The 22,586-nt window shown below is 67.3% G+C and carries 15 protein-coding genes; 5 read left to right on the forward strand and 10 right to left on the reverse strand.

All coding sequences use genetic code 11. The features are described 5' to 3' along the window. Window positions 1–16 precede the first annotated feature (16 nt). Window positions 17–319: a GNAT family protein gene (locus tag ABIB54_RS10940; protein WP_354575537.1), complete on the forward strand. Its 303-nt coding sequence runs from the start codon at window positions 17–19 to the stop codon at window positions 317–319. Here ABIB54_RS10940 and ABIB54_RS10945 read toward each other — a convergent pair. The 7 genes from ABIB54_RS10945 to ABIB54_RS10975 all read right to left on the reverse strand — a co-directional run bounded on the left by ABIB54_RS10945 (window position 261) and on the right by ABIB54_RS10975 (window position 13,249). Further along, window positions 261–1,040 (reverse strand): M50 family metallopeptidase, encoded by a 780-nt coding sequence (locus ABIB54_RS10945; RefSeq protein ID WP_354575538.1) that lies wholly within the window; start codon window positions 1,038–1,040, stop codon window positions 261–263. The genes ABIB54_RS10940 and ABIB54_RS10945 overlap by 59 nt on opposite strands. Continuing rightward, entirely contained in the window at window positions 1,013–2,152 is a 1,140-nt protein-coding gene (locus ABIB54_RS10950; RefSeq protein ID WP_354575539.1) for an alkaline phosphatase family protein, read from the reverse strand. Before ABIB54_RS10950 ends, ABIB54_RS10945 begins: the two co-directional genes overlap by 28 nt. 93 nt (window positions 2,153–2,245) lie before the next feature. Beyond that, the gene (locus ABIB54_RS10955) at window positions 2,246–5,563 is read right to left on the reverse strand and encodes a glucodextranase DOMON-like domain-containing protein (RefSeq protein WP_354575540.1); all 3,318 of its coding nucleotides are present in this window, start codon (window positions 5,561–5,563) and stop codon (window positions 2,246–2,248) included. Window positions 5,564–5,657: 94 nt separating this feature from the next. Then, a complete protein-coding gene (locus tag ABIB54_RS10960) occupies window positions 5,658–7,826 on the reverse strand; it encodes a transglycosylase domain-containing protein (RefSeq protein ID WP_354575541.1) in 2,169 nt (722 codons plus the stop codon). A 132-nt stretch (window positions 7,827–7,958) separates the two neighbouring features. Next, a complete protein-coding gene (locus tag ABIB54_RS10965) occupies window positions 7,959–10,481 on the reverse strand; it encodes a phosphoketolase family protein (protein ID WP_354575542.1) in 2,523 nt (840 codons plus the stop codon). Window positions 10,482–10,604: 123 nt separating this feature from the next. Continuing rightward, the gene (locus ABIB54_RS10970) at window positions 10,605–10,973 is read right to left on the reverse strand and encodes a YbjQ family protein (protein WP_354575543.1); all 369 of its coding nucleotides are present in this window, start codon (window positions 10,971–10,973) and stop codon (window positions 10,605–10,607) included. A 176-nt stretch (window positions 10,974–11,149) separates the two neighbouring features. Beyond that, window positions 11,150–13,249: a RecQ family ATP-dependent DNA helicase gene (locus ABIB54_RS10975; protein WP_354575544.1), complete on the reverse strand. Its 2,100-nt coding sequence runs from the start codon at window positions 13,247–13,249 to the stop codon at window positions 11,150–11,152. Between the two features lie 187 nt (window positions 13,250–13,436). Between ABIB54_RS10975 and ABIB54_RS10980 the strand changes: the two genes are divergently transcribed. Next, complete coding sequence (locus ABIB54_RS10980) at window positions 13,437–13,910, forward strand: hypothetical protein (RefSeq protein ID WP_354575545.1); 474 nt, start codon at window positions 13,437–13,439, stop codon at window positions 13,908–13,910. 87 nt (window positions 13,911–13,997) lie between these two features. Here ABIB54_RS10980 and ABIB54_RS10985 read toward each other — a convergent pair whose 3' ends face one another. Next, entirely contained in the window at window positions 13,998–14,501 is a 504-nt protein-coding gene (locus tag ABIB54_RS10985) for a glutathione peroxidase (protein ID WP_354575546.1), read from the reverse strand. 216 nt (window positions 14,502–14,717) lie between these two features. On the opposite strand from ABIB54_RS10985, the gene ABIB54_RS10990 reads away from it, so the two are divergent. Beyond that, window positions 14,718–15,638 (forward strand): J domain-containing protein, encoded by a 921-nt coding sequence (locus ABIB54_RS10990; RefSeq protein ID WP_354575547.1) that lies wholly within the window; start codon window positions 14,718–14,720, stop codon window positions 15,636–15,638. Window positions 15,639–15,667: 29 nt separating this feature from the next. Here ABIB54_RS10990 and ABIB54_RS10995 read toward each other — a convergent pair whose 3' ends face one another. Together ABIB54_RS10995 and ABIB54_RS11000 are read right to left on the reverse strand one after the other, a co-directional pair. Then, the gene (locus tag ABIB54_RS10995; RefSeq protein ID WP_354575548.1) at window positions 15,668–16,390 is read right to left on the reverse strand and encodes a DUF2510 domain-containing protein; all 723 of its coding nucleotides are present in this window, start codon (window positions 16,388–16,390) and stop codon (window positions 15,668–15,670) included. 35 nt (window positions 16,391–16,425) lie between these two features. Beyond that, window positions 16,426–18,051 (reverse strand): DUF2510 domain-containing protein, encoded by a 1,626-nt coding sequence (locus tag ABIB54_RS11000; RefSeq protein ID WP_354575549.1) that lies wholly within the window; start codon window positions 18,049–18,051, stop codon window positions 16,426–16,428. A gap of 140 nt (window positions 18,052–18,191) precedes the next feature. Between ABIB54_RS11000 and ABIB54_RS11005 the strand changes: the two genes are divergently transcribed. Next, the gene (locus ABIB54_RS11005; RefSeq protein ID WP_354575602.1) at window positions 18,192–19,043 is read left to right on the forward strand and encodes a phosphotransferase; all 852 of its coding nucleotides are present in this window, start codon (window positions 18,192–18,194) and stop codon (window positions 19,041–19,043) included. Between the two features lie 66 nt (window positions 19,044–19,109). Next, window positions 19,110–22,523, forward strand: a complete 3,414-nt coding sequence (locus ABIB54_RS11010) for a TM0106 family RecB-like putative nuclease (protein ID WP_354575550.1) — start codon at window positions 19,110–19,112, stop codon at window positions 22,521–22,523. Window positions 22,524–22,586: the final 63 nt, after the last annotated feature.

Raw genomic sequence — 22,586 nt, forward strand, 5'->3', positions numbered from 1 at the left:
CGCCCAGACTGGGACGATGCGGATCCGTCCCTATCGACCGGAGGATGCCGCGGGCACGCTCGACGCGTTCCGCCGTGCCATCCGCGTGACCGCAAGCGCAGACTACACGGCCGCCCAGGTCGCGGCGTGGGCACCGGACGAGATCGACCTCGCCGCCTGGGCACGCCGGAGGTCTGCGACCGACACTCGAGTGATGTTCGTGCATCCGGAGTTCGGTCGACGGGGGATCGCCGAACGTGCGACCCGAGCTCTCCGGGTGCTCAGCTCGACAGGTAGGACCACACCGCTAGCACGCAGCATCCACCGATCAGGACCGTGAAGAGCGCGAGCCAGAACGGTGACGGCACACCGGTGCGGCGGAAGAGCAGGTAGGCGTCGGAGGTGGCCAGCTGGTCCCTGCGCCAGACGTGCACCCCGATCACAGTGCCGAGACCGCGAATCGAGCCGACGATCAACGCGATTCCGATGACGAGAAGCGCGTAGCCCTGCACGACCGGAGCGGCGTAGAACCAGAGCGCCGCGCTGACGGCTGCGGAGGCGAGAACGATGAGCGCCCCGAAGACGTTGCGGATGACCACGAGCGTGAGCAGAAGCAGCACCCCACCGGCGAACAGCGCGATCGCGGTGTAGCCGTTGAAGACGCTCCAGAGCTGCGCGGCCCCGACGATCGCGGGCGCGGGATACCCGAAGACGCCGCTCACCACCGCGCCGAGGGTGCCCTGGCCGCTGCTCATCGCGTCCCCGGAGTGGTTAGGGCGAATTCGGATGCCGTGAACCACCCGCCCGGTGAGGATCGCGGCGACGGCGTGGCCGAGCTCGTGCACCAGCGTGGTGAACAGCCCGAACCATCGCCAAGTCGATCGAGGCAGGCTGAGAGCCGCCGCGACCGCCAGGATGCCGAGAAGCACGGGGAGCGGAATCGCGACCGGAGCGGTGCGCGTGAACAGGGCCTGCCAGGATGTGTCGATGCAACCAGTCTGCCAGCCGTGAGGCGGAGCAGCCGGCCGCGGAACTACTTCCTGCCGGTGAACATCGGCCACATCGCGACGACCCCGCCAGCGGTGTCGCCCGCGTGGCCAAGGTGGCCGAGGTTCCAGTTGTCCTCGATTGTGGTCAGCAACGAATAGTGGTTGTAGGCGGTGTGATCCACGAAGTGCCGCGGGCCGGACGCCGTCACGACGATGGCCGGGATGAGACCGCCGCCGTACGTCCCACCCGGCCAGGTCGCGCTGATCCGCGCATCCGCTGCACCCACGTACGGAGAGTCGCAGCACCCCGTCGCGCTCTCCCAGCCGCCGGTCGTGGTGTTGCCGGTGAAGTCGTTCTCGTCCGTGACGATCACGATCGCCGAGCGATTGGTCCAGGCCTTCGAATGCTTAATGGTGTCGACGGCGGTGTGCACGAACGCGTCAGCCTTCTGCTTAAGCGACGCGTCGTTCGCATCGTCCTTCACGCTTCCGTAAGGGCAGGGCGTCTCCGCGCGGTCGACGATGGTGCCGTAGACCCCACCGTGCATGTCGTTGCACTGGTCCGGGCTGATCCAGACGTACTGGGGTGCCTTCGGTCCGTTGAGGTCGGCGGAGAGCTGCGAGTAGTCCTTGATGTTGGCCATCCGGGCCGGATCGTTCTTGATGTCGTCGAACAGCACGAACGGATTGTGCTTCTTCGCGTACAGCGACGCCGTGGTTCCGTTCGGGAAAACCGGTCCGAACCGGTCGAGCTTGTTGGCGGGCAGGGCCTCCATGTAGGCGCCCCAGCTGATGTGGTGCGCCTCGAGCTGGTCAACGAGGTTCACGCGGTCGAGGTTGATCACGTTCTGGTCGTTGTCGTCCTGGATGCCGAAGTTGTCTCCCGCGATGGACGCGATGTAGTTCGGCATCGATGGGTGGGTGACCCCGTAGTAGTTGTCGGCCATGGAATACTGGCGAGCCAGTCCGGTGAGGTATGGCGCGTTGGCATCACCGATCACGCTGGACTTGGAGTGGTTCTCCAGCATGATCACAAAAATATGATCGAAGCTGCCGCTCTGCCGGTGGGATGACGGATCGTCGGACTGGTGGCCGCCGGTCGAGGCGCTTGCCGCGGTGGCGGTCAGCGCGAGGGCCGCGACGGCGGCCAGGGCGCCGAGGGTGAACCGGGATCGAAGTTTCATGGAGATTTCCTTCTGTGTTGATTCGAGCGGTCGTGATTCTGTCGTGATGATTCTGTCGTGGGAACGGATGAACGCGCGTCGAATTCTCGACTGCTACGGGATGACCACCGCCGCGAGCTTCACCGGCCCCGCCGTGTAGTCGAGCTCGCTCGCCTGGGACACTCCCGACGGCACGATCGTGTCCATCACCTTCGGCACGGTGTTCGGGTCGGCCGAACACAGCGGCGTCGCTGCGGCCGCCGCGCACACCCCGAAGCTGTAATCACCGGCCGTCGAGCTGAACGCGCGGGTCTGGTCCACGCCATGCGTGCCGTCCTGGCCCGTGAGGGTCACGGTGAAGCCCCATCCTGACGCGGGCGTTCCTCCGAGCGCGGTCTTGTCCACGCTGAAGGTGATGTAGCGGCTGACCGCGTTGGCGCCGACCGTCACGGCTCCGAGCGAGGCGCCCGAGGCATCCACGAACCTGTTGTTTCCGAACCCCTGCGCCTCGATCAGTCGGCTCCACGGGGTGAGGGTCGAGTAGTTCATCCCCGGGTAGGAGGATGCCGCGGAGGTGGCTGTGGCGCCGGGCGGAGAGACGTAGACATCCACCAGCTGGGCACCGTTGGTCGATCCGAAGGTGGGGGTGAGGTCTGCGGTCTGCACCCGGAAGGTGATCGTCGATCCGGTGTCGTACACCTGGAAGCGGTCGAGGTCGAAGGCTCCCGCGTGGAAGTCGCCGGCCTTCGGGTAGGCGTAGTTGCCCGGGCCGTTGTCGTCACCGGTCGGGTCGTCGACGCTGTAGAGCAGCGTGCCGTTCACGACATCGTTCACCACGGAGCGCACCACCTGCGCGGTGCCCCCGTTCGACGCGGTGCTCGTGATCACGAAGACGTTCGTGCCGGCGGCCGAGGTCACGTCGACGCTGAATGACCCGTCCGCGGCCGCAGTCGTGTGTGTCAGTGTGGTGACACTGTTCGCGTCGGTGGCGACATCCGCGATGTCGATGGATGCTCCGTGGGCGGCCGTTCCGCTGACCGTCGTCGTCGCCCCGGTGGCCGATCCGTCCGCGGGGGCCGTGACGGTGAGCGGGGTCGAGCCCTGGCTGTGGGACACATAACGGTCGCGCACCTGGGCGGGCTGTTCGAGGCTGCGGCCCGCCGCGAGATCCGCGGTGAGGCGCACCTGCGACGCCGAACCCCAGGTGAGCGGCGAGGCGGATCCGTCCGCCTTGCCGTTGACAAAGCCGATGGAGGCCGTGGCCGGGTCGGTGCCGAACGGCGAGGCGGCCACATCAGCCCGGTCCCACACCTGCTCTGGCACGAGTCCCGGGCCGGAGTTCATCCGGTTGATCGACACCAGCACGGAGGATGCGTCGGACTTCTGTCCCTGGGCCAGATACTGTTGCGCCCGCTCGGCGCCCAGCACGGGCCACGGGTGTCCGGTGCCGGAGAAGTTGTTGGTCCAGGGAGCCCCGGTGACTGAGCAGTTCGTGCCGGCGCCGACGAAGCAGTCGCCATAGCCGTCGCCGTTGTAGCGCAACCATCCGGCGCCGCTGTCGGTGGGACGCTGGATCGTGGCATCCGTCACGGCGAGCGAATTGAGGATCACCGGATCGGTCGCGGGCAGGATGCCGAGGCGCACGTACTCGAGGAAGCCGGCATCCGCTACCGCGCGCTGGTCGAGCGTCGGGCCGCCGTTGCCCACGTTGTAGCTGATCGCCGCATTCGGGTCACCGGTCTTCGAGAGCCGGATGAAGTACGGAGAGCTGGAGAGCGGTCCGTTCGTCGTCACGCCCCAGGTCTTGATCGTGCGCTGGTACTGGTCGGCGGTCGCGCGCCAGACTCGCGCGCTGGCGGGATCGTGGTGCTGGTCGGCGATGGTCGCCGCGGCGATGAGGCCCGCGATCTCGGCGGCGATGGTGGAGGGGGAGTAGCCGGTCTGCTCCTCCCAGCGTTCGACGCCGAAGCTCGGGCCGTGGCTCACGAGGAAATTCGCCGCAGAGCGCACGCGCGGCCAGAGAGCGTCGTCGCCGGCGAGTCCGGACTGCAGCGCCATGAGGATCGGGTAGGCCGTCTCATCCAGTTGGTCGTTGAAGGCGTCGGCGGCCTTTGTGCCATCCAGCAACGAGTTGCGGGGTTGCGAGCCGTTGGCCTGCTGGCTCTTCAGCAGCAGGTAGCGCACCGTCGCCTGGGCGGTGGAGACATCGCCGTCGGTATAGAGCGCGGTCCAGGCCTCGTAGAGGTCGCGCGCGAACACCTCCTTGTAGCCGCCGACGAAGAGGTTGTTCGGGTCGTTCGCCACGATGGACTGGCCCCACGGGGCATCCAGTCCGGCAACGATCGCGCCCGGATATGTCTTGTCTTCTGAGGCCTTCACCACATTGGCCGACTGGTAGTAGTTCTTGATCGCGGCCAGTCTCTGCGAGCCGGTGAGCCCGGGGGTCGTGAGCACCGGGAACCTGAGGCCGGCGTCGTAGCGAGCCCAACCGGCGAGGTAACTCGCCGTCAGGCGCGCCTGCGAGGAGCTCACTGTCGCTCGCGCCGTCGCGACGGCCGCAGCCTGGGAGGTGCCGAATCCGAGCGCGAGCACGGCTCGGCCGTCGCGGTCACGCTGCACGCCGACGGTCTGCTCGACATTGCCGTTCGTCGCCGTCGTCGTGACCGGGCCGAGAGTGTGGGATGAATCGAGCTGGACGAGTCCGTCGCTCGCTGTTCCGACGAATCCACTGCTGGCGCTGCTGAAGGACCGATCGCCCGAGAGGGCGAGATACGAGGGCACGGCATAGGCCGTGCGGTTGGCCTGGCTCGTCGTCTTCGTGTCGAAGGAGACAGGCACGGACTGCCCGCTGCTGGTGTCGATGACGGCGCTGTCGGCCCCTCCGTTGGCAGCGCCTCCGCCGCCGTTCCCGCCCGCATTCGCGTCGAGACGCACGTAGAGGGAGTAGCTGCGAGCCGCTTTCGTGAGCGGCTGGAAGGTGGTGCGCACCACAACGCTGTCACGGGCAGGGTCGGTGAGGTAGGTGTTCACCAAGCGGTAGGCACCGCTCTTCGCGGTCGACGTGATCGTGCAGACCGTGCCCGTGGGATCGGATGACACGGTGTAGGTGGTGTCACGGCTCTGCAGGTCGGTGAAGGAAGAGCCGTCGGTGACGAGGTACTGCATCGTCTCGACATTCGTCGCGTCGAGGGTGGGTGCGTAGACATCGGAGAGGATGCCGTTCGCCACGGTGAACCAGATCTTGGAGTCGGTCGTGCGCGAGGTGCCGACACAGTCCTTGCGGGACTGGCCCTGGTGGCTCGTGGCACCGGGCGCACCGGCCGCCTCGGCCGCGGGGGTGGCTGCGGTGGAGGCGGAAGCCGAACCCACCGACAGCGTCACGAGGGCGAGGCTTGCAATGAGGGCTGGCGCGACGAGGCTGCGTCGGATCATGGGGGTCTCTCCTTTGAGAACGTTCTGATTTCGAACGCTAGCCGCCCGACCGAGCCCGGTCAACACCCGATCTGTCTACCACGCAGATCGCGGGCTATCTGCCGGGGCGCTGAGCGGCTGCGGTTCCGCGCCCGCTGATGAGCGCAGGATCGGGAGCGGGGAACGCGCCACCGCGATACTCCGGATTCGCGTTCAGTGATGTCATGGTGTTGCGGAAGATGTTGAACTTGGTGTTGTAGCCGTTGGTGCCGGAAAGCGTGATCTTGCGCAGGGAGCGGTGGCCGCCATCCGTGTTGCCCACCCACACCGCGAGGGACATCTTCGTGGTGGTGGCGATCAGCCAGTTCTGCGCGGCATCGTCGGTGGTCCCGGTCTTGCCGACGATCGGAACGCCATCGCGTGGACGCCCGGGCGTGCCGGTGCCGGAGGACATGACGGCGCTCAGTGCGTAGGCGACCGTCGCGGCGACGTTGGGTGCGATCGCCTGGGTGCAGGAGCGGGCCTGCCCCGGGGCGTCCTTGCCGTCCGGCCCGACCACCCTGTCGATGATGGTCGGTGCGCAATACAGGCCGTTCGCGCCGACTGTCGCGATCGCGGCTGCCATGGTCACCGGGGCGATCTCGTTGGTACCGATGATCGCCGCGGGCTGTGCACCGAGCTCCGCCCCGTCGGCGCGGTGAACGCCGTATGCCTTCGCGGTGTCCCGGATGTCGCAGACATCGAGCTTCTGCGCCATCGAGATGAACGCGACGTTGACCGAGTTCTTGGTGGCGGTGGCGACGGTCATCATGCCGCCCTCCCCGGGAGAGTCATTGTGGAACACGAAGGGTGCCTGACCGTCCGAATTGACGCACCGGGAATTGAAGCTGCTCAGGTTGAAGGCCCGTGACGTGCCATTGACGACCTCGCTGAGCGTGTGTCCCTTCTTCAGCCACTGGGTGAGGGTGAAGATCTTGTAGGTGGAACCGGTCTGGAAGCCGATCGAACCCCCGTACTGCTTATCGGTCATGTAGTCGACGGCGGTCGTTGTCGGCCCACCTCCGTCCTTCGAGTTGTCGAAGCCCTTGTTCTGCGCCATCACCAGAATGCGACCGGTGCCGGGTTGCATCGCCACTGCCGCCGCACCCAGTGCGAAACGCGTTTCCTGCGGGGGAGCGCTCGCGACGAGATTGTTCTGCGCCACATCCTGCTGGTTGAGATCGATGCTCGTATAGATGCTGTAGCCGCCGGCTGCCCAAGCCGCGGCCCGAGCCTCCGCAGTGGCGCCGAGGGCGGTGAGCGTGGGGACCAGCCGCAGGGCGAAGTCGCAGGCGAACTTCGCGTCGGCCGCGTAGAGACATCCGTTGTTGGGGGTGCGCAGCTTCGGTTCGATCGGTGTCGCCAATGCCGCCTGGTAGGCGGCGTCATCGATGTAGCCGAGGTCATGCATGTCGAACAGGATCAGGTCGCGGCGCTCCTTGTTGGCGGCATAGAGCGCCGGATCGCTGAGATTTCGCGCATTGGGCTGCTGCACCATGGCGATGAGACTCGCGGCCTGGGGGAGCGTGACGTCCTTGGCACTGACACTGAAGTACTTCTGCGCCGCCGATTCGATGCCGTAGGTGTTGCCCCCGAAGCCGGCGATATTCAGATAGCCGAGGAGGATCTCCTTCTTGGAGTACCGCTTCTCGAGCCCGATGGCGAACTTCATCTCGCGCAGTTTGCGGTTGAGTGTGTCGTCGATCGCGGCCGCATAGGCCGCCTTCTTCTTCGCCGGATCGTCCACCCGCAGGGCGCGCTGGATCAGGATGTTCTTCACGAGTTGCATCGCGATGGTCGAACTGCCGCTGGTGATCGACTTGTGCACCAGGTTGCCCGCCGCCGCCCGCACGATCGCCTTGACGTCTACTCCGCCGTGCTCCCAGAACCGGCGGTCTTCTCCGGCGACAGTCGCTTCGGTGATGAATTTCGACACGGCATCCCAGGACACACTCTGGCGATCCTGATCGTAGATCGTCGCGATGGCTACGGGCGCGCCGTCACGTTGGGCGTAGATCTGGTTGCGCTCGGTCTGCGTATCGATGGTGAGATACCCCGGCAGATTGTCGAAGAATCCGATCGAGGCGCTCGCACTGCGACTGGCGACCAGAATCGACGGAAGGGCGAGGGATGCCACGAGCACGCCGGCGAGCAGGCTGAACAACACCAGACCGATCAGGGAACCGAATACCGTGCCCCGTTTGCCATAGTCCGACACCGAGGACTGGCTCATGGCGGTCTGCAAGGGTGCAGGCTCCCGCAATTTCCGACTCACAACCGGGCCCCCTTCGCCACACGTCTCCATTGTCGGTCGCGCTGGACGTATCGGTCTACCCCGATACGGCGCGTGCCCGAATTGTGACCTTCTTGCTCACCCTCAGCTGTTGTCCCCGCCCGTTTCGGCGGCGGAGATCGCGCCGACCCCCGATCCGTTCCAGGTCCAGTCGGCGACTTCCGGGATGTCCTCGCCCTGCTCGCGGGTGTACAGCCGAGCGCGCTGGCGGGAGTCCTGCATGTCCTGGCGGAGGCCCGCAGAACGGGCGGCGAGACCGGGAACGCGATCGATCACGTCCATCACGAGGTGATAGCGGTCGAGGCTGTTCAGCATCGCCATGTCGAATGGCGTCGTCGTTCCGCCCTCTTCGTTGAAACCGCGCACGTGGATATTGGCGTGCCCGCTGCGACGATAAGTGAGCCGATGGATCAGGGTCGGATAGCCGTGGTAGGCGAACAGCACGGGCTTATCGGTCGTGAAGATCGCGTCGAACTCTCTGCTCGCAAGGCCGTGCGGGTGCTCCGATTCGTCCTGGAGGCGCATGAGGTCGATCACGTTGACGACCCGCACCTTGAGCTCCGGCAGTCGCTCGCGCAGGATGGATGCCGCCGCCAACGTCTCAAGGGTCGGCACATCGCCGGCGCACGCGAGCACGACATCGGGCTCCTCTCCCTCGACCTCTGTACCGGCCCACTCCCAGATGCCGACTCCGCGGGTGCAGTGCGCGATCGCGTCGGGCATGCTCAGCCACTGGGGGCTCGGCTGCTTTCCGGCGACGACCACATTCACGTAGTCGACAGAGCGCAGGCAGTGGTCGTAGGTAGACAGCAAGGTGTTCGCATCGACCGGGAAATACACCCGCACGATGCTCGCCTTCTTGTTGACCACATGGTCGATGAACCCCGGGTCCTGGTGGCTGAACCCATTGTGGTCCTGGCGCCATACGTGGCTCGACAGCAGGTAGTTGAGCGAGGAGATGGGCAGACGCCACTCGAGCTTCTTCGACTCCTGCAGCCACTTGGCGTGCTGGCTGAACATCGAATCGATGATGTGGATGAACGCCTCGTAGCAGTTGAACATGCCGTGACGGCCGGTGAGCAGATAGCCCTCGAGCCATCCTTCGCACTGGTGCTCACTCAGCATCTCCATCACACGCCCGGCGCGAGCGAGGTGCTCATCGACCGGCCAGATCGCGCTGTCCCACTGTTTGTCGGTTGCTTCGTAGACGTCTTGCAGGCGATTGGATGCTGTCTCGTCCGGTCCGAAGATGCGGAAGTTGTCGGGGTTCGCCCGGATCACTCCGGCGAGCCACCCACCGAGCACCTTCGTCGCTTCCAACGCGACGCTTCCCGGCTCTCCGATCTCGATCGCCGACTCCCTGAAGTCCGGAAGCTCGAGGTCGCGACGCAGTCGACCGCCGTTCGCAAAGGGGGTCGCAGACATCCGAAGGTCGCCCTTCGGCGCGAGCTCCGCGATCCACTCGACCAGGCGGCCGGATTCGTCGAACAGCTCTGCCGGCTTGTACTTCAGCATCCAGTTCTCGAGGATGCGGGTGTGCGCCTCGGTGTCGCGGGCGTTTGCGAGGGGCACCTGGTGGGCTCGCCAGGTGTTCTCCACGGGCTTGCCGTCGATCTCAGCCGGGCAGGTCCAGCCCTTCGGCGTGCGAAGGATGATCATCGGCCAGACGGCGGTGCCCTCGAGCTCGCCCTCCGCTGCCGCCTTCTTGATGCGCGCGATCTCGTTGAGCACCTCGTCGAGGGTCTCCGCCATTCGCTCGTGCACGCGCAGGGGGTCTTCGCCGTCGAAGCCCCCGGAGACGATGTAGGGCTTGTGGCCGTAGCCGCGCATGAGGTCGAGAAGCTGCTCCTCCGGGATGCGGGCGAGGATGGTGGGGTTCGCGATCTTGTAGCCGTTGAGGTGAAGGATCGGCAGCACCACGCCATCCTGAAGCGGATCGATGAACTTATTGGAGTGCCAGGCTGTTGCGAGCGGACCCGTCTCGGCCTCACCGTCACCGATCACACACGCGACGAGAAGGTCGGGGTTGTCGAAGGCCGCACCATAGGCGTGCGAGAGCGAATAGCCGAGTTCTCCGCCCTCATTGATCGATCCGGGCACATTCGGTGCCGCGTGGCTCGGGATACCACCGGGGAACGAGAACTGCCGGAACAACCGACGGATGCCCTCCGCGTCCTCTCGGATCGAGGAGTACAACTCCGAATAGGTGCCTTCCAGGTAGCTATTGGCCACCATGCCCGGACCGCCGTGACCGGGGCCGGTGATGTAGAGGGTCTTCTGTTCGCGTTCCCGGATGATCCGGTTGAGGTGCGCGTAGATGAAGTTGAGCCCCGGGGTCGTGCCCCAGTGGCCCAGAAGGCGGGGTTTGATGTTCTCCAGCACCAGGGGGGTGCGAAGCAGCGGATTGTCGAGCAGATAGATCTGGCCGATCGACAGGTAGTTCGCGGCGCGCCACCAGCCGTCGATCTGGGCGAGCGTGTGCGGATCGAGGGGGGTGATGTTCTTGGACGGCCAGAAGGAGGTGCCCCCGGTGCCGTGCGAGGTTTCACCGGGCGTGTTCGCCGCGGGGGTATTCGCCGTAGCGACGGTGCTGATCGTGTCGGTCATCTGGGCTCCACTTCAGTCGGGCTGCGCGAGCTGCAGCCTGTGTGGCACCGTACTCGACCGTCATGACGTGAAGTAGTACGAAAGTCCCAAGTTTCGCGTGGGTGACCGGCGCTCCAGCCGGCCTCAGACGGCGAGCGGAGCGGACTGCAGTGTCGATCCGGGCTCGCCCGCGGCGATCGGAGAGACGATCACCGCACTGCCGTAGGCGCAGACCTCTGTCCAGTTGGTGCCGAGATCGGAGGTGTCGAAACGCATCGCGACGATCGCATTGGCGCCCTTCGCTTCCGCCTCGGCGATCATGCGCCGCATGACCTCCTGGCGGCTTTCGTAGAGCATCCGCGTCATCTCGGGAAGCTCGCCACCCGCGATCGAACGCAGGCTCGCCGTGAAGCTCGCGCCGATGTCGCGGGACCGCACGGTGAGACCCATCACCTCGCCGTAGATGGCGTCGATGCGGTAGCCGGCGATGTCGTTTGTCGTCACGATGATCATGATCGCCACCCTAATGCCGCTGCTGGCGAACGCGTGGCGGTACACCCGAGTTCTGCGGAGGAGCTGGGCGGTAGAGCTGTGTTGTGGAGCTGTGCATCCGAACCCCGAAACCCAGTTCTGCCTCGCTTTGCCCTGCTCTGCTCTGCCCCGGCTCTGCCCGGCTCCACGGCCGATTCTCACGCGCGCAGGGCGAGCACGAAGGGCAGCACGGACGCGGCGCCCGCCCGCCGCAGTTCGCGCCCGGCCACCGTGATCGTCCACCGGCTGTCCGACAGGTCGTCCACCAGAAGCACCGGTCCCGCGGGAAGAGCGAGTCTCGCCGGGGAGAACCTCTCCCAGACTCCCGCGAGTCGATAGGCGCTGTTGCCTCCGGGATCTCCCGAGGGTCCGCCGCCGGTCAGTTCGAGCGAACCGAGGTAGGGCAACTTTCCCGCTGCGGCGAGAGCCTCAGCCACAGAATCGATGAGCAATGGATGGTGGCGGGAGGGCATGCTGACAACGGCAAGCGGGCGTTCCTGCCACCCCCAGTCGGCGAGCACTCGCACGCACGCCGCGACCAGCGCCGGGCTCGCTCGGGCGTCGGGCGTCGCCGGCGCGAACAGGTTTCTGAGCGCCCCGCCCCAGCCGAGGTCGGTGAGTCGGGCCAGCGCCCGCCCCTGCTCGTTGCGCTCCGAAACCGCGATGTTGCCGCGAGCCGTGATGCCGAGCCGGTCCATGCCGCCGGGCCACTGGGCTCGGGGTTCGAGCACGACACCGACCCGGTCGAGCGAAGCCGTGGCGGCCGCGACGGCATCCGGTTCGATCCCGGTGGGGTACCAGGCGCCGGCGCAGCGGTCGCATCGTCCACAGGGCACCGCCGTATCGTCATCGAGGGCACGCTGCAGGAACTCCATGCGACATCCGAGGGTCGTCTCGTAGTCCAGCATCGACTGCTGTTCCGCCGCCCGCGCGGCGGCGATTCGCTCGTAGCGCTCGGAATCGTAGGTCCAGCGGGCACCGGTGGCCACCCAGCCGCCGGAGACGCGACGTACGGCACCATCGACATCGAGCACCTTGAGCAGCAATTCGAGGGGGGTACGCCGAAGGTCCACCCGGGACTCGATCGCCGCAGTCGACAGCGGCGAGCTGCCGAGCGCATCGATGACCGCGAGGGCCTTGTGTTCGACGGGCATTGACGAGGTGGCGAAATAGTTCCAGATCGCCTCATCTTCCGTGCCGGGCAAAAGAAGCACGTCGGCGTTCTCGGTTGCGCGACCCGCCCGGCCGACCTGCTGGTAGTAGGCAACCGGCGAGGACGGAGCACCGAGGTGGAGGACGAACCCGAGGTCGGGTTTGTCGAAGCCCATCCCGAGCGCGCTGGTGGCGACCAGTGCCTTTACCTCGTTCGACTTGAGGCGCCGCTCGAGCTGCTCCCGCTCGGCCGTGTCGGTGCGACCGGTGTAGGCATGCACCTCGTGGCCGGCCTCGCGCAGCAGACGGGCCGTGTCCTCCGCCGCCGAGACGGTGAGGGCGTAGATGATGCCGCTTCCGGGAAGTTGCGAGAGGTGGCTCAGCACCCAGGCCAGCCGGGCTTTCGAATCCGGAAGTCTCAGCACGCCGAGACGCAGGGAGGCCCGGGCGAGCGGACCCCGGATGGTGGAGACCTCCGAGTCGACCGACCCGGCGGTGTCGCCGAGCTGCTCCGCGACATCCGCCACCACCCGGCTGTTGGCCGTCGCCGTGGTCGCGAGCACAGGGATTCCTGCCGGAAGCTGAGCGATGAGGTCGCGCAACCGGCGGTAGTCGGGTCGGAAGTCGTGCCCCCAGTCCGAGATGCAGTGAGCCTCGTCCACCACCAGAAGCCCGGCGCGGGCAATCAGCGTGGGCAATTGCTCGTCGCGGAAGGAGGGATTGTTGAGCCGCTCGGGGGAGACGAGCAACACATCCACCTCGTCGGACCGCAGGCGCTCGAGCACCTCAGCCCATTCGTGCGCGTTCGAAGAATTGATGGCGACCGCTCTGACCCCCGCGCGAGCCGCCGCTGCGACCTGATCGCGCATCAGCGCGAGCAGAGGGGAGATCAGAATGGTCGGGCCGGCACCCCGCTGCCGAAGGAGCAGGGTCGCCACGAAATACACGGCGGATTTGCCCCAGCCGGTGCGCTGCACGACGAGGGCGCGGCGACGACGGTCCACAAGCGTCTCGATCGCTTCGAACTGGCCCTCATGGAACACGGCATCATCACGCCCCACGAGGGTGCGCAGGATGGCGAGGGCGGGAGCGCGGCTGTCGGTCATCGAGCCAGCTTGACAGGCCCGGGTGACAGGGGGGCGCTCGGCCCCCGATACCCCTGCGGAATCAGGGCGTGATCGGCGATGGGGAGGAGGGGCGGCACTCCTCCTCCACCGCCGGAGAGTCGCCTCACCGCTCCCCGGATTACCGAGGCAGCTGCCTTCGAGGCCGGCACCGGATCATCCTGAGGCGATGAAACCCCACTACGAAGACACCGTCACTCAGCCCCTCACGAGCGATGAGCTCATCCACAGCAGGGTGTCCGACCTCGTCGGCCGCGCGTGCCGACGACAAGTCTGGTTCCTGTTCCTTGACGACGATGAGGTTCAGTTGCCCCTGATCATCCCGGTCGCCGACCCGCCACTGCTTCCGGATACCGCGACATCTCGACTAGCCGACACCGTCGCCCAGGGGGTCGAACATCTCGGTGCCCGATCGGTGATCGTCGTTCTCGAACGGTATGCCGGGCCTCAGTTCAGCTCCGCTGACAAGGCGTGGGCGCGCGCCCTCGGCGAGGGCTTCGCCGGGGCGGGACTGCCCGTGCGGGCCACCCTCGTCAGCCACAACCGCGGGGTGCGCTGGTTCGCTGCGGACGATTTTCGCTGGGATTCGGCCGCTGAGAAGAGGGACGCGGGGGCCGCAAGAGACGCCGGAGCCCCGTCGTAAGAGTTTCCCCGTACGGGCGCGCGGGTCATGACACAGTCCGCGGTGTCGGAACAGTCCGCGGTGCCGGTGCGGCCCGCTCGCGTGCGATTACTGGGCGGTGGGGAGGGATGCCTCGATGAGATTCACGATCTCCGGGGCATCCGGTTCCGTCGTCGGGCGGAAGCGGTGGACTTCGCCGTCCCGAGTGATCACGAACTTCTCGAAGTTCCACTTCACCTTGCCCGCCTTACCCGCAGAGTCGGAACTCTTCGTCAACTCGGCGTACAGCGGGTGAGCATTCTTGCCGTTCACACGGGTCTTCTCGAACATCGGAAAGGTCACTCCCCACGTGGTGGAGCAATATTCCTTGATCGCATCCTCGGTGCCGAGCTCCTGCAAGAACTGGTTGCTCGGGAAGCCGAGCACGCTGAAACCCCGTTCGCCGTAGGTCTTCTGAAGATCTTCGAGTTTCTTGTACTGGGGGGCGAGCCCGCATCGCGACGCGACGTTCACCACGAGATAGACCTTATCTCCGAGATCGGACAGGGTGGTCGTGCTCCCATCGATCGTGGTGAGCGGGATGGTTCCGAGGGCGCTGTCGCTGAGGGTCATAACTGAGCAACCTATCGGCCCGAGCAGGGTATTCCCCTCGCGCGAAGCTGGGAATGGGGTGAGGGATTGGTCCGCGGCACCTGCAGAGGCGACCGCCCAGCGCTCCCCAAGGGTCCCTTCACGCCGATCCCAGCCAGCTTTCGCTATCGTCGTGAAGTGGTGCGCTCCTGATGAGCGTCCCTCTTCCGACACGAACGTCCCAACGGAAAGCGCGTCATGCCCGACAGTCCGATCTCCGCCACCCCCTACGAGGTGCTCGGCGTGAGTTCGACGGCGAGCCAGGACGACCTGCGCCGCGCCTACCGCCGTCTGATGCGGGAGACCCATCCCGACACCGGGGGCGACGCCGCGCGCTTCACCGCCGTGCAGGTCGCCTGGGAGCGCGTCGGCGACCCGGATGACCGAGCGGCCTATGACCGCGGACGTCCCGCCACGAGAGACGACGAGACTCCGTTCACCTGGGCTCCGCAGGCGAGGCCCAAACAGGCCGACACGCGCCCGCGGGCGCGCTCCTACGGACATCCGGGCGGCTGGAGACGCGAACGCTACCTGGTGCTGATGCGCGAATGGGTCGGCCGCGGGGAGCCGCTGGACGACCCCTACGACCCCGCCCTGGTGAGATCGGCGCCCATGGACCTCCGCCATCTGCTCGCGGATGCCCTCGCCGAGGAAGCCACCGCTCGCACCCTTGCCGAGCTCGGCATCGGCTTCACCGTGTGGCATGACGTGAGCGCCGGGGCGCCAGAAGAGAAGATCGACCACGTCGTGCTCGGCCCGACCGGACTGTTCGCGATACTTTCCGAGGACTACGGCGAGCCGGTGAAGAGTCGCCGTGGCGAACTCCTGGGCAAGCCGCTCGGCGAGGCACGACCGATGCACGACCTCGGAGCGCGCGCCAAGATCGTGTCCCGGGAGACCCGGGTGAAGTTCACCGCCCTGCTCATCGTGCTTCCCGACGATGCCCTCGACGAGTCCTTCACTGTGCTCGGCACCATCCGCGGCGCCACGACGGTGATCGCGCGCCAATCGATGCTCCCGGCGCTTCTGCGCGACGGAGTCCCAGGCGCGCGACTGATCGGGGGCAACGAGCTCTTCGACGTGCGCACGCGACTGCAGGCCGGCATCCGCTTCGTCTGATCGAGGCACCCGTCACCGGTGCGAAGTGGTCACCCGGTGGGAAGGGCCGCATATATTCGCGCGAATACCTGGATCCCCACCACGATGACCACCGCGCTGAGTACCAGGGAGATTGCGCAGTAACACCAGAGCGGGGCGGATCCGCGTCCGGATTGCCGTCGAACGAAGACGGTGCGAGCGATGAGGTAGCCGAGCGGGCCGAGGAGCAACCACCACCGACTGGGGAGGCGGTTGTAGCCGAGGGCCTCGAGAGTGATGCGATCCCGGGTGGCCGCGCCGATCGTCCACAGAAGAGGCAACAGGGCGATCGGGAGGGACCACAACCACGCCCCCGGCACGACGGTGCTCGCGAACACCGCCCCGACACCGCTGACCACTCCGACCAGCGGGGTGGCGCTGAGCGCCCAAGCCCCGCCGGTGTTCCAGCTGCTTGGACCGGTCATCGCCGCCGTGGTGGCCGCGGGGACGGCGGATCGTCTCTGTTCGGCCGGGGTCTCCGCGAAGAGGGAAAAGGGCGGTGTGACGGGCTGGGCGGGCACGAACGACCCGGGATGCGGCACCGGAGTCGATCCGTGAACCAGCGCGATGTTGCCGAGCACCGTGCCGGGGCGCGGGATATCCGCGGGATGCATCGCGGGGCTCGGCGCCACGTGTGCCGTCCACTCCGCCCCGCTCCACCAGCGAAGGTCGCTCAGTCCGACCGGATCGGCGAACCAACCCGGAGGAGCGACCACGAGCCCGTCGTCATCCACGACGGTTCACCACCCCGTACCTCTTTCGGGCACGCTCAGCTGGCCGGCGCTTCGCTCACGAGAGCGAAGGCGGAATTCGGCAATGTGGAGTCGATGACCACAGCGAGATTCATCTTCACCGAATCGATGCTGCCGACACACGTGACGGTGGTTCCGTCGAGGGTGTCCGGGATCGGCGGACAGCTGATCGAGGAGAACGTGAGGTTCTTCGCCAGGGTCTGGCGGGTGAGCTCGGCGGCCATTCCCGTCGGGGTCAGCTCTGCGGCGCGCTGGGCATCGGTGATCGGACCGCTGACGACGGCCACCGGCGCGGAGTCGGCGGCAGGGGTGAGTGGCGCAAGAGCGAATACCGCCGGAAACTGCAGGAGCACGAAGGAGTACGCCGCGGTCTGGAGCAGCAGCCAGAGCAGAAGGGGCAACACTCCCGCAGCCCCCACACGGATGGCCCGCACCAGGAGGTAGACGGGAGGGATGAGAGCGAGGACCACAGAGGCCGGGCGCTCGAAGCCGCGCGAGCGGAGCACGCGACGATCGGCGAAGGCGAAGACCAGATACAGGAGCAACGGGGCGGCGAGCACCGTATAGCGCACCAGGGGGTCACCCCCGAGATCCAGCCAGACGAGCACGCACCAGACAAGGGCGACGTGGAGGATGGGCAGAAGCACGAAGAGCCAGACGGCCGCCGTGTTCGACCGCGTCGGCTTGGCGAGAGTCGGCACGATGGTCGGCACCACGGGCATTACGAACGCGGAGGTCATGACGACGGGCTCCGCCCCACCCGTTGCGGCGGCGGTGGCGAAGGGATCTGGCGGGAGAAGGAATCCCAGGGGTGCGGCGGAGAACGACGGCGCGGCCGATTCGGCCACGCCCGCAGGGGGCACCTCGGCGCGCATTGTCGGAGTGGGCTGTACCGCCACCGCAACGGGGACGGATGCCGCGGGCACCCGGGGCGCAGCGGCGGCGATCCAGGGGCGCGCGACCGAGGAGTCGGACACGGGAGTCGTGCCGAGGAAGGCGGTTGCGTCGACGGTCGCCGACTCCGCCGATTCCCGCTCGGCGGGGGACGACGCAAAGAGAGCATCGAAGGGCGAGGGCGCTGCAGCTTCGGTGGGGACGCCTGCGCCGAATGCCGCAGGCGACTGAGGCGCAGCCTCTGGAGCGGGGCCGGGAACACCGGCGACCTCCGCGGCGGGAACCGGAACGGGGGCGGCCTGCGCGGCATCCGTCGGAACCGGGCCCGTGGTGAGCGGTCCGACGAGCTCGCGGAGCTGTCGGCGACTGAGGGGCGCAGCGGAGGCATCCGCCGGCGCAGCGGGGGGAGTCACCGGCACCACGGGCGGGACCACAGTCGCCGGGTCCGCGGTGGCGGGCACACCGATGCCTTCGGCGGTCATCGAATCGCCGGCGCTGGTCGATTCGGCATTGCCGGGTTCCGTGGGAGCTTCGGCACTCAATTCCGCCGTCCACGCGGTGCCATCCCACCAGCGAGACAGGGCCGAGCCCATGGGGTCGGCGTACCATCCGGGGGCGATCTCGGATATCGCCGAAGCGACCGTGTCTTCTCGCTGCCCGGTGGGCACCTTCCCCACTCCGTGAAGCGCGCTTCTTCGAGACGGCGCAGCGGGCTGCGCCTCGGTATCCGATTGCAGAGTGAGTGACACGATGATTCCCCCGGGTAGACCCGCCTGGACTGGGCAGGCTCTGATTTTATAAGCGGGGGTCCCGGCGATCTAGGCTGCGATGTACCCCAGTACGCGGGGTTCTGCGCCGTGCAGCCGGGCCACTGGTAGGTTGCATCGTGATGGTTCCCAACGGCGCGGTGAGGGCGAGAAAGTACCTCGACGATGGCAGGGGCGAGGTCGTCGAGCTGCCCGCCGGCGATGTCACGGTCGGGGTCATCCGCATCGGAGAGACGGTGCGCCGGCCTCACCAGGAGCAGTCCTGGGCCGTCGCGACCTACCTTGACCACCTCGCGTCTGTGGGGTTCACCATCGACGGCCTGCCCGCGAGTCCCCGTTTTCTGGGGCTCGATCCCGAAGGGCGTGACACGCTGAGCTTCATCCCCGGGGACGTGGCCGGGGCGGAGCTCGAGCCCTGGGTGCTCACGGATGCGCTGCTCGAATCAGTTGCCCTGCTCGTCACTGCCCTTCACCACGCGTCTGCCGCATTCGAGCCGATCACCGAGCCGTTTCCACCCCGAGAGATCGCGCAGGATCCGTTCGAGCTGGTGACCCACCTGGATGTGACCCCGCAGAATGTCGTGGTTCGCGACGGTCGCGCGGTCGGGCTCGTCGACTTCGACCTCGCCGGACCGAGCACCCGGTTCATCGATTCGGTGAACACGGCGATGCACTGGGTGCCGCTCCGCGACCCGGTCGACCTCCCCGCGTCATCCCGCGGTCTCGACCAGCTCGCTCGCCTGAAGATATTCGCGGATGCCTCGGCCTGGACCACTTCCGAGCGCAGAATGTTTGCCCGTTTCGCGGCCGGTCGCGCCGCCCTGAGCTGGCGGCGGATGAGGCTGCGCGCCGAGTCGGGCGGAGGCTGGGCCCGCATGTGGCAGGAGGGCGTCGGCGACGTGATCGAGCGTCGGCGACTCTGGTTGCTCGATCGGGAAACCGCGATTGGGCGCGCGTTGCTGTCACCGGGGTGAGGCACACTGGTGAAGTTCCGACCCGGTCACCGCAGGGTGACCCCATGCTGATCCGGAGGACACGGAATGTTCCTGCTCGATGATGGCACCGTCGTCTATTCGGCCTCCGACCTCACTGCGACAGCCGGCTGCGAATGGGCGGTGCTGCGCAAGCTCGATGCTCGCCTCGGGCGCATCGCTGCGCCCCCCGCGACGACCGACGACATGCTCGAGCGGGCCGCGCGCCTCGGCGACCGGCACGAGGAACGTTTTCTCGAGCGCCTCCGAACAGAGACGACGGTGGTGGAGATTCCCCGGCCCGAACGCCCGACGGATCCGGCACAGGTGGTCGAGCTCACCACCGCCGCCTTCGAGGCCGGGGCCCCGGCGGTGTACCAGGCCGCATTCTTCGACGGACGGTTTCTCGGCTACGCGGACTTCATCATCCGCAACTCGTCCGGCGCGTACGAGGTGTACGACACCAAACTGGCCCGGCACGCCAAGATCACCGCGCTCTTGCAGCTGGCGGCCTATGGCGAGCAACTCCAGCGGCTCGGTATCCCGACCGCCGATCGGGTCTCGCTGATCCTCGGCGACGACAGCGTGAGCGAACACCGTCTCGCCGACATCCTGCCGGTGTACCGGCATCGACGCGCGCGCCTCGAACAGTTGGTCGACGAGCGGCTGGCCGACACCGCGGCCACGGAGTGGGGCGACCCCCGGTACGTCGCCTGCGGGCGCTGCGCGGTCTGCGAAGAGCAGGTGCAACTGCACCGGGATCTCCTGCTCGTGGCGGGCCTCCGCGTCACCCAGCGCGCCCGGTTGATCGAGTCGGGGATCGACACCATCGAGCTGCTGGCCGGCGCAACTGGGCCCGTGCCCGGGCTCTCCGACGCGACTCTGGCCGCCCTCCGCGAGCAGGCCCTCGTGCAGCTCTCGCCTGGCCTGGCCTGGCGGGTCGTCGCTCCCAGCGCCCTCTCCGCGATTCCCGTTTCGGACCCGGGAGACATCTTCTTCGACTTCGAGGGCGATCCATTGCACCAGGAGGGCACCGAATGGGGGCTCGACTACCTCTTCGGGCTCGTCGAGGCCGATGAGACGTTCCGGTCGTTCTGGGCCCACGACCTTGCCGGGGAGAAGAAGGCTCTGCTCGACTTCCTCGACTACGTGGGGGAGCGACGGCGCAGGCATCCGGCGATGCACATCTATCACTACGCGTCGTACGAGCGCACCCACCTGCTGGGGATCGCGGCACGGCACGGGGTAGGCGAGGAGGCCGTGGACGACCTTCTGCGAAACGGGGTGCTCGTCGACCTCTACCCGATAGTGAAGCAGTCGATGCGGGTGGGAAGCCGCAGCTACTCGCTCAAGAAGCTTGAACCGCTCTACATGGGGTCGCGCGCCCGCACCGGCGTCGCCAATGCCGCCGATTCGATCACCGAGTATGTGCGCTCGCGCGAGCTTCTCAATGCCGGCGATGCGGACGGGGCGGCACGCGTTCTCGCGGAGATCGCGAGCTACAACGAGTACGACTGCGTCTCGACCCTCGCCCTGCGCGACTGGCTGCTCGACCGGGCGGCGGAGAACGCGGTGTCCCCGGCAAGCCGGGACGAGCTCGTGCTCGACGTACCCCTTCCCGAGCGCGATCCGGTCTACGTCGAACTCTCCGCCATAGTCGCGGAGTTTCCCCCGGGGGAGCGCTCGGCCGATCAGACGGCTCTCGCGCTCGCCTCCGCCGCCATCGACTACCATCGCCGCGAAGGCAAGAGTTTCTGGTGGGATCACTTCTCCCGACTCGTCGCACCGGTCGAGGAGTGGGCCGACACGCGCAATGTCTTCGTCGTGGAGGGTGCGGAGATCGTGCGTCGCTGGGGGATCGACGGGCGTGCCCGAAACCAATCCCGCGTGCTTCGGCTCACCGGAACCGCGGCCCCCGGAAGCTCCTTCGGCGCAGCGGATGCCCCGTGGGTGGTCTACGACCCGCCGTTCCCGCCGATCGCGGCCGGTCGCGATCCCGCCACCCGGGTCGCCCACTGTCGCTCCGCTATCGTTACAGCGGACGACGGCTCTCTGCTGCTGACCGAAAGGCTGGCATCCGGAGCTCCGCCCTACGACGAGGTGCCGCTCGCGCTCACCCCCGGCTCGCCGCCGAATCCTGGCACCCAGGTCACCGCGATCTCCGAGTGGGGTCGTGCGGTGCTCGATGCCTATCCGGAGATGATTCCGAACGCGGCCCTCGATATCCTCCGCCGGATTCCGCCTCGCGGCCTGGGCGACGCCGAGACCGACACGGGCGGAACGATCGCCGAACGGATGCGGGATTCCCTTCTCGGGCTCGATCACTCCTACCTCGCGGTGCAGGGGCCACCCGGCACGGGGAAGACCTGGAACGGCGCGCGGGTCGTGGCCGACCTGGTGCAGAACCACGGCTGGCGCATCGGCGTCGTGGCACAGTCCCATGCAACGGTGGAGAACATGCTCAGCGCGGTGGTCGCCGCCGGGCTCGAGCCCTCTCTTGTCGGCAAGAAACCGCGACCGGGTGCTGAGACCGAGCGGACCGCCTGGACGCCCCTGACCGACCAATCGCTCGGCGACTTCACCGCACAACCGGGCTTCGTCCTCGGCGGCACCGCCTGGCTGTTCAGCAACGCGGGGCGCGTGCCCCGCGACTCGCTCGACCTTCTGGTGATCGACGAGGCCGGGCAGTACTCCCTTGCTGCCACGATCGCGGCGTCCGTCAGCGCCACACGACTGCTGTTGCTCGGCGATCCGCAGCAGCTGCCGCAGGTGAGCCAGGGCACGCATCCGGAGCCGGTGGATGTCTCGGCCCTGGGGTGGTTGAGCGACGGGCACGACGTGCTGCCGCCCGAGTTCGGCTTCTTCCTCGACGTGAGTCACCGCATGCATCCGGCCGTGTGCGCGCCCGTGTCGAGGCTGTCCTATGAGGGCAGACTGCACTCGTATCCCTCGGACCGAAGTCTCGCCGGCGTCGCGCCCGGGCTGCATCCGGTGCCGGTCATGGCTCACGACAATTCGACATCGTCTCCAGAGGAGGCGGCCGCCGTGCTCGCGATCGTGCGGGACATGGTGGGACGCGCCTGGACCTCGGCAGGGACCACCGCACCGCTCAGGCCGGACGACGTCATCGTGGTTGCGCCATACAACGCGCACGTCCAGCTGCTGCGCGAGACGCTCGACGCGGCGGGCTTAGAGGCGGTGGCGGTGGGCACCGTCGACCGGTTCCAGGGCAGGGAGGCGGCCGTCGCGATCGTCTCGCTCGCGGCGTCCTCTGCTGCCGATGTGCCGCGCGGGCTCGAGTTCCTGCTTCTCGCCAACCGACTGAATGTCGCGATCTCGCGAGCCCAGTGGGCGGCCTGGCTCGTCTATTCGCCCGGGATCACCGAAGCGCTGCCCACCAGCATCACGGCGCTGGCCCAGCTGAGCGCGTTCATCACCCTCGTGGAGTCCCCGGGGCAGGCGACACCTGCCCTTCGGCCCTGAGGATGGGCCACAACAGCAAAGGTGCCCCGGCGGTCGGCCGGGGCACCCTCTGTTCGACTCTGC

This window comes from Frigoribacterium sp. UYMn621, assembly GCF_040549525.1.
Taxonomy (GTDB): Bacteria; Actinomycetota; Actinomycetes; order Actinomycetales; family Microbacteriaceae; genus Lacisediminihabitans.

Excerpts from the sequence above, each read along its gene's own strand:
- ABIB54_RS10985 (WP_354575546.1), bottom strand. The coding sequence starts at position 14,501 with ATGACCCTCAGCGACAGCGCCCTCGGAACCATCCCGCTCACCACGATC.
- ABIB54_RS10980 (WP_354575545.1), top strand. The coding sequence starts at position 13,437 with ATGAAACCCCACTACGAAGACACCGTCACTCAGCCCCTCACGAGCGAT.
- ABIB54_RS10990 (WP_354575547.1), top strand. The coding sequence starts at position 14,718 with ATGCCCGACAGTCCGATCTCCGCCACCCCCTACGAGGTGCTCGGCGTG.
- ABIB54_RS10950 (WP_354575539.1), bottom strand. The coding sequence starts at position 2,152 with ATGAAACTTCGATCCCGGTTCACCCTCGGCGCCCTGGCCGCCGTCGCG.
- ABIB54_RS10955 (WP_354575540.1), bottom strand. The coding sequence starts at position 5,563 with ATGATCCGACGCAGCCTCGTCGCGCCAGCCCTCATTGCAAGCCTCGCC.
- ABIB54_RS11005 (WP_354575602.1), top strand. The coding sequence starts at position 18,192 with ATGGTTCCCAACGGCGCGGTGAGGGCGAGAAAGTACCTCGACGATGGC.
- ABIB54_RS11010 (WP_354575550.1), top strand. The coding sequence starts at position 19,110 with ATGTTCCTGCTCGATGATGGCACCGTCGTCTATTCGGCCTCCGACCTC.
- ABIB54_RS10965 (WP_354575542.1), bottom strand. The coding sequence starts at position 10,481 with ATGACCGACACGATCAGCACCGTCGCTACGGCGAATACCCCCGCGGCG.
- ABIB54_RS10975 (WP_354575544.1), bottom strand. The coding sequence starts at position 13,249 with ATGACCGACAGCCGCGCTCCCGCCCTCGCCATCCTGCGCACCCTCGTG.
- ABIB54_RS10970 (WP_354575543.1), bottom strand. The coding sequence starts at position 10,973 with ATGATCATCGTGACGACAAACGACATCGCCGGCTACCGCATCGACGCC.
- ABIB54_RS10940 (WP_354575537.1), top strand. The coding sequence starts at position 17 with ATGCGGATCCGTCCCTATCGACCGGAGGATGCCGCGGGCACGCTCGAC.